Raw genomic sequence first — 15,271 nt, forward strand, 5'->3', positions numbered from 1 at the left:
GCTGGGAGTACTTCGCATGCCCGCACCACGAAAGTTCGAGCCGCACTATCGGCGGATCATCGCCGATATCAGGGGACGCATCGCCTCCGGCGAGTGGCCGCCCGGCCACAAGCTGCCGTCCACCAAGGCGCTCGCCGACCTGTACGAGGTGGGCAGCCAGTCCACGGTCCGACAGGCGATCACGATCCTCATCGAGACCGGCGAGCTCTACGGCCATCAAGGCTTGGGCGTCTTCGTCGCCGACCGCTCCTCGTGACGGCCGGCCGGCGGCACACCTGCGGGTAGGCGTCGACGTGTCGGGCAGCCCGTACGCTGGGTGACCGTGGACCGTGTGATCTTCGGCCGCCCGTTGCGGAGCGTCGCCTTCGACGTGGCCGTCTCCGGGCTGGTGGCGCTCCTCGCCGTCGCCGGGATCGTGGCCCAGCCGGGCGGCGGGAAGGCCACCACGGTCGGCGTCCTGATGGCGCTGGTCCTGCTGTTCCGGCGTACCCACCCGTCGGCGGTGGCGGCCGGGGTGGCCGTCCTCGCCCTCACGCAGGTGATCGCCGGCTGGGGGCCGCTCGCCTACGACCTGGGCGTGCTGATCGCCCTCTACAGCGTGGTCAAGTACGCCCGGCTCCGCGACGGGATCGCCGCCGGGATCGGCGCGGCGGTCGGGGTGGTGCTGGCCGCCCTCCAGGTGCGCGGACCGACCCCCTGGTGGGCCGGCGCGCTGTGGTTCGGGACGGTCACCGTGGCGGTCTGGCTGGTCGGGCTGAACGTGCGCACCCGCCGGCTGTACGTGCTGAGCCTGGAGGAGCGGGCCGCGACGCTGGAACGGGAGCGGGAGGCCGAGGCCCGGGCCGCGGTGGCCGAGGAACGCACCCGGATCGCCCGGGAGCTGCACGACGTGGTCGCGCACAGCATGGCCGTGATGATCGTGCAGGCCGACGGGGTCCGGTTCACCATCGACCGGGACCCGGACACCGCCCGGGAGGCGGCCAAGGTGGTCGCGGACACCGGCCGGCAGGCGCTGGAGGAGATGCGGCGGCTGGTCGGCGTACTGCGGGAGCCGAGCCGGCCGGAGCCGGCGGCCCCGGCGGTCGCGACCGCCGAACCGGTGCACCGCCGGCCGGCGCTGGTCGAGCTGCCCGACCTGCTGGACCGCTTCCGCGCCGCCGGGCTGACGGTGGCCTGCGCCACCACCGGCGAGCCGACGCCCCTGCCGCCCGGCCTGGAGCTGACCGTCTACCGGGTAATGCAGGAGTCGCTGACCAACACGCTCAAGCACGCCGGTGTGGGCGCTTCGGCCGAGTTGAGCCTCGACTGGTCGCCGGCCGCCGTCGTGGTCCGGGCGGTGGACGACGGGCGCGGCAGGCCGGTGGTCCGCCCGACGCCGTCCGGCGGGCACGGCCTGGTCGGCATGCGCGAGCGGGTCGGGGTGTACGACGGCGGCCTCACCGCCGGCCCCACGCCGGCCGGGGGATGGCGGGTCGAGGCGCGGCTGCCGCTACCGTCGGCACCCGGCACCGAGGAGGAGGAGAAGCCGGCGTGAGCGTGCGCCTGGTGATCGTCGACGACCAGGCGCAGCCCGGCCATGATCCGCTGCGTGACGTGTTGCGGCATCTCGTGGTTGATGTCGTTGGCCAGCTCGATGAACCGGAACTGCCGGCCGAGCCGCCGCTTGACCTGTCAGGACAGATAGCACGGGTCGATCGGCAGGCAGGGCCCGCCCACCCCCGGCCCGGGCCGGAAGGGCAGGAAGCCGAAGGGCTTCGTCTCGGCCGCCTCGATCGCCTGCCACACGTCGATGTCGAGCTGGTGGGAGCGCATCGCCAGCTACCGCCCGCTGCCCAGCGCGCGACCGAGGCGGGAGACGACGGAAGGTATCCCGTTGGTCATCCTAAATGCCCTGGACGAGCTGTATGTCCGGACCCGGGGCCCGTGAGTCTCCTGGGACGTCCCGGCGGGGCTCAGTTGCCGGTGCCGGCCGGCTGCTGGCCGCCACCCCCGCCGCCGGTCCCCGCGTCGGCGCTGGTGGGGGTCGCCGGCGGCGTCGTCTCCTGGGTCGGCGGCGGCGTGGTGGCCGGTGCCGTGCTCGGTGCGCTGGGTGCGGGCGACGGATCCTCCGACTGGCTCGGCTCGGCGGACGCGCTCGGCGACGGGCTCGGGGTCGCCGAGCGCGACGCGGACGCCTTCGGCGACCCGGTGGGCCGGTACGGCCGGCCACCCGTGTCGGTCGGGGGCGCCTCGGTGGTGACGGAGACCTCGCCGATGCTGGGGGCGACCGGGTGGGACGTCGGCTGGATGGTGGTGGCCGGCGGATCGCCCGCGTTCTTCGCCGCGCCGAGCGCCGCGCCCAGCGCGGCCAACGCCACCAGGACCGCGGCCGCCGCACCCACCAGCGTCCCGCGGCGACCACGTCGCCCGGCCCGCGCGACCGTGGCCGGCCGGGTCGCCACGGTCAGGTCGTCCCGGGTGTGGGCCGGGCCGGCCGCGCCACGCAGCGCCACCGGCACCACGGCGGTCGGCGACTCCCCGATCGCCGCGCGGGCCGCCTCGGCCATCGCCGCGCCCGACGGGTGGCGGTCCGCCGGGTCCTTGGCCAGTGCCCGGGCGACCAGGTCGCGGACCGGCGGTGGGATCTCCGCCGGCAGCTCCGGCGGCGCGTCGTCGAGGTGCCGTACGGCCACCTGCAGCGGGCTGTCGCCGGTGAACGGCGGGGTGCCGGTGAGGCAGCAGTAGGCGACCGCGCCGAGCGCGTAGAGGTCGGTGGCGCCGGAGACGGGCCGGCCGGCGGCCTGCTCGGGGGCCATGTAGAGGGCGGTCCCGGGAACCGCGTTCGTGCTGGTGATGCTGGTCACGTTGGTCGAACGGGCCACCCCGAAGTCGACCAGGACGACGCTGCCGTCGTCCTGCACCAGCAGGTTGCTCGGCTTGACGTCCCGGTGCACGATGCCCCGGGTGTGCGCCGCCTGCAGGGCCTGCGCCACCTGCGCGACGATGGACATCGTCTCGGCGACCTCGAGGTGACCGGCCGCCTCGATCCGCCGGGACAGCGGCTCGCCCGCCACGAACTCCATGACCAGGTAGTCGGCCCGGCTGCCGTCGGGTAGTTCGTCCTCGCCGCAGTCGAAAACCTGCACGATGCCCGGGCTGCGCAGCGACGCCATGATTCGCGCCTCGGCGCGAAAACGGGCGATGAAGTCGGGGTCGGAGACCAGGGCGGGAAGGAGGATCTTCACCGCGACGTGGCGGCCCAGCACCAGGTCCGTGGCGCGCCAGACGTCCCCCATGCCGCCGGTGGCGACACGGTCATCCAGGCGGTACCGACCGCTGAGCACGACCTCCGAGTTCAACACCTCAATACCGTACCCAGAGCAGGCGCGAAGTATTTCCCGCGTTCTCCGCCGTCGCTGCCGGCGGGCGGCTCGCCGTCGATCGGCCGAACGGTCAACGGTCCGCGCGCCGATAGGCTGAGGGTGACGAGCCCGGTACATTCGGGTAGCAAATGCGTCCGTGGGTTCGTATGTCCGACTTCTGGGCTGCCGTTCCGGGACAGGAGGCTCCCGGAAGCGAGCCCCGGGTGGTCTTCGTTACACCGACGCGCCGCCGGAGCCCGTAGACATTTCTCACTCTTTTCCCGATGGATGTCGGCTTGTCGACCCGTCTGTCCGCTCCTAGCGTTGGCCCGGCTCTGGGCCGCCCCATGACGCCGGTACGGTATCTCCGCCGACGGCCGTACCAAGCGGCACATGTCCATACGCGCGTCCGCCCGCTTCGGCGGCGGTCGCCGATCAGGTCAGCGGGGGGCTGATGGTACGGGTGGAGGTCCGGTCGCCGGGCCTGCGGAACGTCGGTCCCGGCACCGGCGGGCGCCGGTCCGGGGAGTCGATGCGGCGGGAACGGCAGGTCCATGACCGGTGAGCTGAGCGAGGCGGTGGCCGCGGCGCAGGCGGGCGACGAGGCGGCCTTCCGGTTCCTCTACCGCAGCCTCCAACCGGGCCTGCTGCGCTACCTCACCGCGCTGGTCGGCGCGGACGCCGAGGACGTCGCCTCGGAGACCTGGTTGCAGATCTCCCGTGACCTGCCCAGCTTCACCGGCGGCGAGTTCCGCGCCTGGACCGTCACCATCGCCCGCAACCGGGCCATGGACCACCTCCGTCGGCAGCGCCGGCGGCCGTCCCTGCCGGTGCCGGTGCAGGCGCTCAGCGAGCTGGCCGGCGACGCCGACACCGCCGAGCGGGCCGGCGAGACGATCGGTACCGAGACGGCGCTGGCGCTGATCGCCACCCTGCCGCCCCGGGAGGCCGAGGCGGTGCTGCTGCGCGCCGTGATCGGCCTCGACGCCGAAACCGCCGGGCGGGTGCTCGGCCGGCGGGCGGGCGCCGTCCGCACCGCCGCGCACCGCGGCCTGCGTCGCCTCGCCGCGCTGCTGGAACGCTCAGACGTGGAACAGTCACCGGGCCGGGCCGGGGGAGGCACCCCGCCCCGCCCGCGTACCGGCCGGAGACGGCAGGCGCCGAACGCGCCGAAGGCCGAACCGGCGGACGGATGACGTGAGGGGAACCTGGATGACTTTTCGCCGGTCCGACGGACCCGCCGACCGGGCGGAGTCCGAGCGGCTGCTCGACGCGGCCCGCACCGGAGGTTCCCCCGCACCCGGGGCCGCCGACCCACTGGCCCACCTGCTCGCCGCGGCCGCCGCGCCGGCCAAGCCCGGTGAGTTGTCCGCGGAGGAGCAGGCCGTCGCGGCGTTCCGGGCGGCCCGGGCGAACCCGGCGCCGGCGCCCACGCCGCCCCGCCGACGCCGCATCCGCGTCGGCGTGGCGGCCTGGGCGGCCGGCCTCGCCGCCACCGCCACCGCCGGCGTCGCGTTCGCCGCCGTCAGCCTCGACCGCCCGGACCAGCCGACGTCGCCGCCGGCGCCGACCACGGCGGGCAGCAGCGGCGCGCCGTCGCGGTCCGCGGGCGGATCGCCGGGCGCCGGCACCTCCGGGCCCGCCGTCCCGCCGACTCCCGACCGCTCCGGGGGCCCCGGCCGGCCGGCGACCGTCGAGCAGCTCACCGGCCTGTGCCGGGCGTATCTAGCCAAGCCGGCCGGGCTGCGGGCCAAGTCGCTGGAAACCCCCGCCTTCGCCGACCTGGTCGCGGCCGCGGGCGGGGCCGAGCAGGTCGACGCGTACTGCGTCCAGCTCGTCGCCGACCCGGGTCTGAAGGACTCGCCCGGCCCGCGGGCCAGCCAGTCGCCCGCGGACGAGGCCGCGCCCACCTCGGCGCACCCCACGGGCAAGCCGGGCAGCGCGGGATGAGCCGCCGCCAGGCCACCGCAACCGGAACCCGGACAAAAATTCATCTCCTCGGCAGCGCGGGCTCCGTCTGCTAGACAGAAGATGGTGGAACCGTGGACGCCCGCCGGCGCCGGACGGCGTCCACGCCGACGGAGTCGTCGCCACCCCGGGGAGAGGAGCCGTCTCTTGGTGATGTCACCCGAGCTGGACCGGACCACCGTCCTGCGGGAAGAGGCCGCCGCCGTCGGGCACATCGCCAGGATCTGCTTCAAGACCGGCCCACCCACGCTGACCGGCGTCGAGCTGGAATGGACGGTGCACGACGCCGCGGACCCGACCCGCCCGGTCGACCGCGAGCGCCTGCGCCGGGCACTGGGGCGGCACAGCCCCCTGACCATCGACCCGACGAGCCCCGCCGAAGGGCTCCGGCACGGCGGCGCCGTGACCGTGGAGCCGGGCGGGCAGGTGGAGATCTCCTCCGCGCCGCGACCGTCGATCGCCGCGCTGATCCAGGCCACCACGGCCGACATCGCCGAACTGAGCGCCGCGCTGGACGCCGCCGGCCTCCAGTTGGGCAGCACCGGGATGGACCCGTGGCGAGCCCCGCACCCGGTCGTCGAGACCCCCCGCTACCAGGCCATGCGCTGCGTCTTCGACCGGCGTGGGCCGGCCGGCCGGGCCATGATGTACAGCACCGCGGGCCTGCAGGTCTGCCTGGACGCCGGCGAGCCTGAGCGGCTTGCCGAGCGGTGGGCGGCCGCGCACGCCGTCGGGCCGCCGCTGCTGGCCGCGTTCGCCACCGCCGACCGGCACGCCGGCCGGCGTACCGGATGGGTCTCCGCCCGGATGGCGGCCTGGCTGGCCATCGACCCGGCGCGGACCGGGCCGGTCTGGACTCCGGACCGCGCCGACCACGACCCGGTCACCGCCTGGGCCCGGTACGCGCTCGCCGCGCCGCTGCTCTGCGTGCGCGACGACGGCCCCGACTGGACCCCACCGCCCGGCGTCACCTTCGCCGACTGGCTGGCCGGCGCGCTGGCCCGCCCGCCGACCACCGAGGACCTGGAGTACCACCTCAGCACGCTCTTCCCGCCGGTCCGCCCGCGTGGCTACCTGGAGGTCCGCTACCTGGACGCCCAACCCGGCCGGGACTGGACGCTGCCGCTCGCGGTGCTGGCCGCGCTCTTCGCCGATCCGGCCACCACCCGCGATGCCCTCGCGGCCGCCACCCCGGTCGCCGACCGGTGGCACGCCGCGGCGCGCCACGGCCTGGGCGACCGCGCGCTGGCCACCACCGCGGCGTCCCTGTTCGACCTGGCCCTGGCGGCCCTGCCCCGACTGGACCTGCCGGCGGGGCTGCACGACGAGACGAGCCGAGGAATCCGGCGGCACCGCGCCGCCGCGGAAGGGAGACACCGGTGACGACGACCGAGCGGCCCGCGACCGGGAGCGAACAGCTGCGCAGCGTGATCGCGACGGAATTGGACCGCACCCGGGCCCGCACCGCGTCACTGACCGACGCGGTGGACGACGATGACCTCGTGCGGCAGCACTCCACGCTGATGTCCCCGCTGGTCTGGGACCTGGCGCACGTCGGTAACCAGGAGGAGCTCTGGCTGGTCCGCGACGTGGGCGGCCGCGAGCCGGTCCGCCGCGACATCGACGACCTGTACGACGCGTTCAAGCAGCCGCGCCGGGACCGCCCGTCGCTGCCCCTGCTGCCCCCGGCCGAGGCCCGCGCCTACGTGCGCACCGTGCGGGAAAAGGTCTACGACCTGCTGGACGGCATCCGGTTCGACGACCGGAAACTGGTCGAGGACGGCTTCGCCTTCGGCATGATCGTGCAGCACGAGCAGCAGCACGACGAGACCATGCTCGCCACCCACCAGCTGCGCGCCGGGGCGCCGGTGCTGGACGCGCCGCCGCCGCCCGAGCCGCGCGCGCGGGTCGGTGGCGAGGTGCTGGTGCCGGCCGGGCCGTTCACCATGGGCACCTCCACCGACCCGTGGGCCCTGGACAACGAGCGGCCGGCGCACACCGTCGACCTGCCCGCGTACGTCATCGACGCGGCACCGGTCACCAACGGGCAGTACCGCGCCTTCGTCGCCGACGGCGGGTACGACGAGTCGCGCTGGTGGAGCGAGGCGGGCTGGCGGCACCGGGTCGAGGCGGAGCTGAGCGCGCCGATGCACTGGCGTCGGGACGGGGACGGCTGGGCGTACCGCCGCTTCGGCCGCTGGTCCCCGCTGCGCGACGACGAGCCGGTCGTGCACGTCTGCTGGTACGAGGCGGAGGCGTACGCGGCCTGGGCCGGCAAGCGGCTGCCCAGCGAGGCCGAATGGGAGAAGGCGGCCCGCTGGGACCCGGCGACCGGCCGCTCCCGCCGCTACCCCTGGGGCGACGAGGACCCGACGGTCGAGCACGCCAACCTGAACCAGCGGCACCTGTGGCCGGCGCCGGTGGGCGCCTACCCGGCCGGCGCGTCGCCGCTCGGCGTGCACCAGCTCATCGGCGACGTGTGGGAGTGGACCTCGACCACCTTCCGCGGCCACCCCGGCTTCGTGGCCTTCCCCTACCGGGAGTACTCGGAGGTCTTCTTCGGCGACGAGTACCGGGTGCTGCGCGGCGGCTCGTTCGGCACCGACCGGTCGGCCTGCCGGGGCACCTTCCGCAACTGGGACTACCCGATTCGCCGGCAGATCTTCAGCGGTTTCCGCTGCGCCCGCGACGCCCGCCCCGACGAGGCGCACGCGTGAGCGCGAGGAGTGAGCCGGTGTTGCGAGTCCCGCAGTCGCGAACTGGGGCGGCGGCGTGAGCGAACCACGCCGGGAGGGCGCCTGATGTGTCGCCACCTGGCGTACCTGGGGCCGCCGGTCACCCTGCGGAGCCTGCTCTACGACCCGCCGTACGGGCTGCTGCGCCAGTCCTGGGCGCCGCGCGACATGCGCGGCGGCGGCACCATCAACGCGGACGGCTTCGGGGTCGGCTGGTACCCGGGCGCCGGCGATCCGGTGCGCTACCGGCGGGCGCAGCCGCTGTGGAGCGACACCACGCTGCCGGAGCTGGCGACGGTCACCGTGGCCGGCGCGCTGCTGGCCGCCGTCCGCTCCGCGACCGTCGGCATGCCGGTGCAGGAGAGCGCCGCCGCGCCGTTCGCGGAGGGGCGCTGGCTGTTCAGCCACAACGGGGTGGTCCGGGGCTGGCCCGACGCGGTGGTACCGCTCGCCGCCGAACTGCCGGTCCGGGACCTGCTCACCCTGGACGCGCCGACCGACGCCGCGCTGCTGTGGGCCCTCGTCCGGCACCGGCTCCGGGCCGGCGCGGCGCCCGCCGTCGCGGTCGCGGACACGGTCGCCGCGGTCCGCGCGGTCGCCCCAGGATCGCGGCTGAACCTGCTGCTCACCGACGGCACCACGGTGGTGGCCAGCGTCGCCGGCCACGCGCTGTCGGTGCGCCGTACCCCGGATTCGGTGCTGTTGACCTCCGAACCCCTCGACGACGATCCCGGCTGGCAGTCCCTGCCGGACGGGCAGCTGGTGGTGGCCACCGCCACCGGGTTGGCGAGCCGGGAGCTGACGGCCGCCGGAAACCGCAGGTAGGACAGGAAGGGACACGACATGAGCGCGGAACCTCTGGAGATCTACCTGGAGGAGCAGGACCTCGGGCGCGGCCTGCGCGAGGACGTCCGGGCCGGATTGACCTCGACGCCGAAGTGGCTGCCGCCGAAGTGGTTCTACGACGCCCGGGGCAGCGAACTGTTCGAGGAGATCACCCGGCTGCCGGAGTACTACCCGACCCGCGCCGAGCGGGCGGTGCTGGCCGAACACGCCGACGACGTCGCCGAGTTGACCGGCGCCAAGACCCTGATCGAGCTGGGCTCCGGCTCGTCGGAGAAGACCCGGCTGCTGCTGGACGCCTTCACCCGGCACGGCGAGCTGGGCACCTTCGTGCCGTTGGACGTCTCGGTCAGCGCCCTGCGCCAGTCCACCGAGCAGATCGCCGCCGAGTACCCCGGGCTGCGGGTACGCGGCGTCGTCGGCGACTTCACCCGGCAGCTCGACCGGCTGCCCACCGGCGGCCGGCGGCTGGTGGTCTTCCTCGGCGGCACGATCGGCAACCTGCTCCCGGTGGAGCGGGCCGAATTCCTCAACTCGATGCGCTCCGCCCTGGAGGCCGGGGACTGGTTGCTGATCGGAACCGACCTGGTCAAGGACCCGGGGGTGATCGTGCCCGCGTACGACGACGCCGCCGGGGTGACGGCCGACTTCAACCGCAACGTGCTCCGGGTGATCAACCGGGAGCTGGGGGCGAACTTCGACCCGGAGTCGTTCCGCCACGTCGCGGTCTGGGACCCGGAGCACGAGTGGGTCGAGATGCGGCTGCGGGCGGAGCGGCCGACCCGGGTACGGGTGCTGGACCTGGACGTCGAGTTCGCCGCCGGCGAGGACCTGCGCACCGAGATCTCGGCGAAGTTCCGCCCGGAGGGGATCGCGGCGGAGCTGGCCGCCGCCGGGTTCGCCCGGCAGGCGTTCTGGACCGACCCGGCCGGGCTGTTCGGGGTCAGCCTCGCCCGGGCCGACTGAGCCTTCGGCGCCCCGTCGCCGGTGACGCTGTTCACCCGCGACGGGGCCGCCGGGCGCGGTGGGCTAGGCTGGGCGGCGCGAAGGGGAGTAGCCCCCAATGTCGTGGTCGACATACTGATGCGTTCCGCATCCGGCCACGCGGCCCCGGCCCCCGGGGCGGGCGAGACCTTCGACTCAGGCTGTCTCAGCCGGGTCGAGGGCGCCCCGTGCCTCCTCCCGGCTCGATCGGGAAGGTTCACATGGACGGTTTCCTCGTCGCGCTGGTGATCAGCTTCGGCGTCATCTTCGTCGCGGAGCTGGGCGACAAGTCCCAGCTCATGGCGCTCACGTTCGCCACGCGATTCAGGCCCGTACCGGTGCTCATCGGCATCACCGTCGCCACCGCGATCGTGCACCTGGCCTCGGTGGCGATCGGGTACAGCCTGCACGCGGCGCTGCCCACCGGCTGGATCTCGCTCATCGCAGGTCTCGCGTTCCTCGGGTTCGGGGCGTGGACGTTGCGCGGTGACAAGCTCACCGAGGAGGAGAAGCGCAAGGCGGAGAAGACCAGCAAGTCCGCCGTCGTGGCCGTGGGTGTCGCGTTCTTCCTGGCCGAGCTGGGCGACAAGACCATGCTCGCCACCATCACCCTGGCCACCAAGTACGGCTGGTTCGGCACCTGGCTCGGCTCCACCCTCGGCATGGTGGCCGCGGACGCGCTCGCCATCATGGTCGGCCGGCTGCTCGGCCGGCACCTGCCGGAGAAGGCCATCCGGTACGGCGCCGCCGTCCTCTTCGCCGTCTCCGGCCTCTGGCTGGTCCTCGAGGCGGTCAGCGAGCTCGCCTGACGGGCGCGGGATTCCGCCGTCGTCGCCGACGACGGCGGAATCCCGGCTCGGGTGATCGCGGAGCTTGTCGCTGGGTATGACGTCTGGGACGCGCCCCGACGGGAACGACCACCGCCGGGTCCGCGTCGGCAGAGCAGACCAGGACGACCGGGAGGTCCGCGCATGAGCAGGCACGACGAGCCCAACGAGTACGGTTTCGCCGGCGGGGCCACCGCCCCCGAGCCGCCGCCCGGCGGGCGCGCCGACGAGCAGGACCGGGCCGAGGCGGTCGCGGTGCCGGCCGACGACTTCACCGAGCCGTACGCCGAGGCGGTGGAGGAGGAGACCGACGGGACCGAGGAGGAGCGGGCCCGGCGCCGGCGTTGACCCCCGGTGCGGCGTGCCGGGCGGGCCACCCCGCTTACGCGGCCTCCTCCTGGTAGACGTCCGGCACGCCGTCACCGTCGCTGTCCCGGCTCTCCCGTTCCGAGATCCGCCGGTAGACCCGGTTGCGCCGGACCAGCACCACGGAGGCCAGTACGGCCGCGATCAGCGAGCCGAGCAGGACGGCCGCCTTCACCCGCTCGTCGGCGGCGCTGCCGGCGCCGAACGCCAGCTCACCGATGAGCAGTGACACGGTGAACCCGATCCCGGCCAGCAGCGCCAACCCGAACAGGTCGGCCCAGGTGATCTCCTCGTCCAACTCGGCCCGGGTGAACCGGGCGAGCAGGAACGTCGAGCCGAACACCCCGACGGTCTTGCCGAGCACCAGTCCGGCGACCACCGCGAGCACCAGCGGATCGGTGAGCACACCGGCGAGGTCCACGTCGACCAGTGACACGCCGGCGGCGAAGAACGCGAAGACCGGCACCGCCAGCCCGGCGGAGATCGGCCGCCAGCGGTGCTCCAGCCGCTCGGCCAGCCCCGGCCGGCCGGTGCGGGACGGCAGCACCGGCACGGCGAAGCCGAGCAGCACCCCGGCGACCGTGGCGTGCACCCCGGAGGCGTGCACCAGCGCCCAGGCCAGCCCGGCGAGCGGGAGCAGCGCCCACCACCAGGTGCGCCGCCGCTGGACCAGCAGCGCGAACGCGGCGATCGGCAGGAGCGCCCCGAGCAGCGGCAGCGGGTGGAAGTCGGCGGTGTAGAAGACCGCGATGATGATGATCGCGAAGAGGTCGTCCACCACCGCGAGGGTGAGCAGGAACGCGCGTAGCCCCTGCGGCAGATGGGAGCTGGCCACGGCGAGCACGGCGAGGGCGAAGGCGATGTCCGTCGCGGTGGGAATTGCCCAGCCCCGCAGCCCCGCGCCGCCGGTGGTGAGGATCACCGCGACGTAGCAGAGGGCGGGCACCACCATGCCACCCATCGCGGCCACCACCGGCAGCGTGGCCCGCCGGGGGTCACGCAGGTCGCCGGCGACGAACTCCCGCTTGAGTTCCAGGCCCACCACGAAGAAGAAGATCGCCAGCAGGCCGTCGGCGGCCCACGCGTTCAGGTCGAGATCCAGGTGCAGCCCGTGGCCGCCGGGGAACGGCACCCAGGTGCCGAGTGCGGCGTACGCGGACCGCCAAGGGGAGTTGGCCCAGATCAACGCGATCACCGCGCCGAGCAGCAGCAGCCCGCCACCGACCGTCTCGGTGCGCAGCACGTCGGCCAGGAAGCGCGCCTCCGGCCACGATCGCCGGGAGAGGAGGCGGTAGGGCCGGCGGGTGCGTGCGGGACTCGGGGTGCGTTCGGTCATGCGGTGTCCACCTCGGGGTCAGGGGTCGGCGAAATGATCGCCGACCAGACTTCCCGGCACACCAGCTCCGACCCTATCCGGCCCGACAGGCGGTTCGCGGACGCGGGCGATGAGAGGCACCTCCCACCTGGTGGACCGAGCGTCCGCCGCGGTCAGCTCCGGTCAGCGCTGTCCGGGCACCGCCGTCAGCGCCGCGCCGGTGACGTCGCAGAGCGCCGACAGGCACTTCACCAGCTCGTCCGGGTCGGCGTACGGGTCCAGTCCGCGTACCTCCGCCGGGTCGAGCGGTGGCACCCGCACGTGCGAGATGAGCGGGTGGCGGCCGGCTGTCCGCCTCGTCGGCGCCGAACAAGGTGCTCGTGCAGCTTCTCCCCGGCCCGCAGCCCGGTGTAGACGAGGTCGACCGGGCGGTCCGCCTCCGCGGCGAACTTGTAGCGGGTCCACGCCGCCCCAGGAAGCCACCGCACCACGCGGCGGTGTCCAGCGTTAACAGGGAAAGGGTTGCCGCGCGGCGGCTGGCCCGGGAACGGGTTCGTGCGGCGTCGGCGGCGGGCGGTTCGCGATCCATGGCTGCCCTCTGGGTCCGATCCAGGAATGGGAGGATTTACGGCCTCAATGCGGGTCTAGTCGTTTAGATTCTTCGAGTCACTTACTGTCCGCGTATGAGCGGCTTCGATCCTGACACGGACACTGGGCGTTTTAGGGGGCTTTCGTGCAGTTTGATGGGCTGACCGGCGTGTCGCGAGGGGGAACGTGATGGACGTTCTCGGCTACCTGCATCTCGTCCGGCGGCACTGGTGGATCGTGTTGGTGACGCTCATGGCGGCCCTCGGTACGGCAGCCGCGGTGACGGTCCGTACCTCGCCCCGGTACGAGGCCTCCGTAACCTTCTTCGTCACCACCCCGAGTCAGGGCGTGGCCGACGCCTACCAGGGCGGCCTCTTCCTTCAGCAGCGGGTGAAGTCCTACGCCGACCTGCTCACCAGCGACCGGCTGGCGCAGAGCGTGGTGGCGGACAGCCCGCAGGGGTTGACCGCCGACCAGGTGCAGCGGCGGATCAACACCAGCTTCGAGGCGGGGACGGTGCTGCTGAAGGCGACGTTCACCGACACGGACCAGACCCGGGCGCTGAAGACCACCGAGGCGCTCTCCGCCAAGTTCGTCGAGCTGGTGCAGAAGGTGGAGACCCCGCCGAACGGCAACTCGCCCCCGATCAAGCTCGAGGTGGTGAGCGGCCCCCGGGTCACCGCCAGCCCGGTCACCCCGCAGCCGGTGCGCAACCTCGTCCTCGGCGGGCTGCTCGGCCTGCTGGTCGGGGCCGGGCTGGCCGTGCTGCGCGGACTGGCCGACGTGCGGATGCGGGACGCGGCCGCGCTCCAGCGCGTCACCGGCAGCCCGCTGCTGGGTGAGATCCCGTTCGAGGCCGGTGCCAAGGCCTCCCCGCTGATCGTCGGCGACGCGGCCAACTCGCCCCGGGCCGAAGCGGTCCGCAAGCTCCGGACCAACCTGCGCTTCGTCGACGTGCACGAGCCGGCCCGGGTCATCGCGGTCACCAGCGCCCTGCAGGGCGAGGGGAAGACCACCATGGCGTGCAACACCGCCATCGCGCTGGCCGAGGCCGGCTGGCGGGTGCTGCTCATCGACGCCGACCTGCGTCGGCCCAAGGTGGCCGACTACCTCGGCCTCGACGGCGGGGTCGGACTCACCGACGTCCTGGTGGGCGATGTCCAGGTCGGCGACGTGGTGCAGCGCTGGGGCGACAAGTCACTGCTCGTGCTCCCCAGCGGCGCCACCCCGCCCAACCCCAGCGAGCTGCTCGGCTCCAAGGCGATGGCGGACCTGCTGGTGGCCCTGCGGGAGTCGGCGGACATCGTGATCATCGACACCGCGCCGCTGCTCGCGGTGACCGACGGTGTGGTGGTGGCCGTGCAGGCCGACGGTGCGCTGCTGGTCACCCAGCAGGGGCGTACCTCGCGCAACCAGGTGGCCGCCGCGGCCCGCGCGCTGCACTCGGTCTCGGTGCGGTTGCTGGGCTGCGTGCTCAACATGGCGAAGGTGGCCAAGGCGGACGCCTACCAGTACGAGGCGTACAAGGTGGTCCTCCCGCCCGCGGCGCCGTCGGTGCCGACCGACCGGGCCGGGACAGCCCGGCGCGGTGGACGCTCCGGCAGCGACCGTACCCAGGAACTCACCCGGCTGTCCCGATGAGTGCCAGCACGGGCCGGATCGCCCGCTCGATCTCCTCCGCGCAGCGGCGGAAGTCGGCGGGCGAGCCACCGATCGGGTCGCGCAGGTCGTCCGCGTCGGGGGCGGCGGGTTGCAGCCGCCCCCGGGCGAGGGCGGCCGCCCGCACCGCCGCGCGCAACGGGGATCTGTCGCGCGCGGCGGGGGCGTCGGCCTCGGCGGCCAGCCGGGCGAACTGGCGCAGCGTGAACGTCCGGTGCAGCGCGGCCGGGGCCAGCGACGTGCAGACGGACCGCTGCCGTCGGGTCGCGGTCAGCACCAGCGTCGCCCCGGTCAGGTGCTCGGGGCGCAACCGGCGGGTGCGGAAGTCCGCCGGGTCCGCGCCGGTCCCGGCGGCCACCTCGACGGCGTACGGGTGCATCGGCGCGCCGTCGAGGGCGTCGGTGCCCGCGCTGGCCAGGTTGACCGGGTGGCCGGCGAGGAGCCGTCGCGCGATGTACTCCGCCATGGGCGACCGGCACATGTTGGCGTGGCAGACGAAGAGCACCTCGTCGACCATCTGCACCCCTCTCGGAGAAGCCGTCGCGGCGTGCTGCGCACCGACGGCGGTCAGCCGGCCTGCGCGGCCGGTTGCGGAGGGGATGCGGGCATCGTACGGGGTGCGTCGCGCCGGACGCCGCGATGCCG

At 74.2% G+C, this 15,271-nt stretch carries 16 protein-coding genes; 11 read left to right on the forward strand and 5 right to left on the reverse strand.

The features are described from left to right. Positions 1-256, forward strand: a 256-nt coding sequence (locus ACL02O_RS09740) for a GntR family transcriptional regulator (RefSeq protein WP_412817673.1), incomplete at its 5' end; no start/stop codon positions are given. A gap of 60 nt (positions 257-316) precedes the next feature. Further along, positions 317-1,534: a sensor histidine kinase gene (locus ACL02O_RS09745; protein WP_412817674.1), complete on the forward strand. Its 1,218-nt coding sequence runs from the start codon at positions 317-319 to the stop codon at positions 1,532-1,534. A gap of 137 nt (positions 1,535-1,671) precedes the next feature. Here ACL02O_RS09745 and ACL02O_RS09750 read toward each other — a convergent pair whose 3' ends face one another. Next, positions 1,672-1,812 carry a hypothetical protein gene (locus ACL02O_RS09750; RefSeq protein WP_412817675.1) on the reverse strand — a complete coding sequence of 47 codons (141 nt, stop codon included), beginning with the start codon at positions 1,810-1,812 and terminating at the stop codon, positions 1,672-1,674. Positions 1,813-1,952: 140 nt separating this feature from the next. Next, positions 1,953-3,347, reverse strand: a complete 1,395-nt coding sequence (locus ACL02O_RS09755) for a serine/threonine-protein kinase (protein WP_412817744.1) — start codon at positions 3,345-3,347, stop codon at positions 1,953-1,955. A 548-nt stretch (positions 3,348-3,895) separates the two neighbouring features. On the opposite strand from ACL02O_RS09755, the gene ACL02O_RS09760 reads away from it, so the two are divergent. The 8 genes from ACL02O_RS09760 (at position 3,896) to ACL02O_RS09795 (ending at position 11,046) form a co-directional block, all read left to right on the forward strand. After that, a complete protein-coding gene (locus tag ACL02O_RS09760) occupies positions 3,896-4,537 on the forward strand; it encodes an RNA polymerase sigma factor (RefSeq protein ID WP_412817676.1) in 642 nt (213 codons plus the stop codon). Between the two features lie 16 nt (positions 4,538-4,553). Then, positions 4,554-5,291, forward strand: a complete 738-nt coding sequence (locus ACL02O_RS09765; RefSeq protein WP_412817677.1) for a hypothetical protein — start codon at positions 4,554-4,556, stop codon at positions 5,289-5,291. Positions 5,292-5,456: 165 nt separating this feature from the next. Then, the gene (gene egtA, locus ACL02O_RS09770; protein WP_412817678.1) at positions 5,457-6,692 is read left to right on the forward strand and encodes an ergothioneine biosynthesis glutamate--cysteine ligase EgtA; all 1,236 of its coding nucleotides are present in this window, start codon (positions 5,457-5,459) and stop codon (positions 6,690-6,692) included. After that, positions 6,689-8,026 carry an ergothioneine biosynthesis protein EgtB gene (egtB, locus tag ACL02O_RS09775; RefSeq protein WP_412817679.1) on the forward strand — a complete coding sequence of 446 codons (1,338 nt, stop codon included), beginning with the start codon at positions 6,689-6,691 and terminating at the stop codon, positions 8,024-8,026. The genes egtA and egtB overlap by 4 nt, the downstream gene beginning before the upstream one ends. An 84-nt stretch (positions 8,027-8,110) precedes the next feature. Next, positions 8,111-8,869, forward strand: a complete 759-nt coding sequence (gene egtC / locus ACL02O_RS09780; protein WP_412817680.1) for an ergothioneine biosynthesis protein EgtC — start codon at positions 8,111-8,113, stop codon at positions 8,867-8,869. A gap of 18 nt (positions 8,870-8,887) precedes the next feature. After that, on the forward strand, positions 8,888-9,853 hold the full coding sequence (gene egtD, locus ACL02O_RS09785; protein ID WP_412817681.1) for an L-histidine N(alpha)-methyltransferase: 966 nt from the start codon (positions 8,888-8,890) through the stop codon (positions 9,851-9,853). A gap of 239 nt (positions 9,854-10,092) precedes the next feature. Next, complete coding sequence (locus ACL02O_RS09790; RefSeq protein WP_412817682.1) at positions 10,093-10,680, forward strand: TMEM165/GDT1 family protein; 588 nt, start codon at positions 10,093-10,095, stop codon at positions 10,678-10,680. A 162-nt stretch (positions 10,681-10,842) separates the two neighbouring features. After that, the gene (locus ACL02O_RS09795) at positions 10,843-11,046 is read left to right on the forward strand and encodes a hypothetical protein (RefSeq protein WP_412817683.1); all 204 of its coding nucleotides are present in this window, start codon (positions 10,843-10,845) and stop codon (positions 11,044-11,046) included. A gap of 34 nt (positions 11,047-11,080) precedes the next feature. On the opposite strand, the gene nhaA is transcribed toward ACL02O_RS09795, so the two are convergent. Then, a complete protein-coding gene (gene nhaA / locus ACL02O_RS09800; protein WP_412817684.1) occupies positions 11,081-12,400 on the reverse strand; it encodes a Na+/H+ antiporter NhaA in 1,320 nt (439 codons plus the stop codon). Between the two features lie 162 nt (positions 12,401-12,562). Then, the gene (locus tag ACL02O_RS09805; RefSeq protein WP_412817685.1) at positions 12,563-12,700 is read right to left on the reverse strand and encodes a hypothetical protein; all 138 of its coding nucleotides are present in this window, start codon (positions 12,698-12,700) and stop codon (positions 12,563-12,565) included. 456 nt (positions 12,701-13,156) lie between these two features. On the opposite strand from ACL02O_RS09805, the gene ACL02O_RS09810 reads away from it, so the two are divergent. Next, on the forward strand, positions 13,157-14,608 hold the full coding sequence (locus ACL02O_RS09810; RefSeq protein ID WP_412817686.1) for a tyrosine-protein kinase domain-containing protein: 1,452 nt from the start codon (positions 13,157-13,159) through the stop codon (positions 14,606-14,608). Here the strand turns inward: ACL02O_RS09810 and ACL02O_RS09815 are convergent. Next, the gene (locus ACL02O_RS09815; RefSeq protein ID WP_412817687.1) at positions 14,589-15,143 is read right to left on the reverse strand and encodes an arsenate reductase/protein-tyrosine-phosphatase family protein; all 555 of its coding nucleotides are present in this window, start codon (positions 15,141-15,143) and stop codon (positions 14,589-14,591) included. The two genes, ACL02O_RS09810 and ACL02O_RS09815, sit on opposite strands and share 20 nt — an antisense overlap. Positions 15,144-15,271 lie beyond the last annotated feature (128 nt).

The organism is Micromonospora mangrovicola, assembly GCF_047200535.1.
In the GTDB taxonomy this organism is placed as follows: domain Bacteria; phylum Actinomycetota; class Actinomycetes; order Mycobacteriales; family Micromonosporaceae; genus Micromonospora.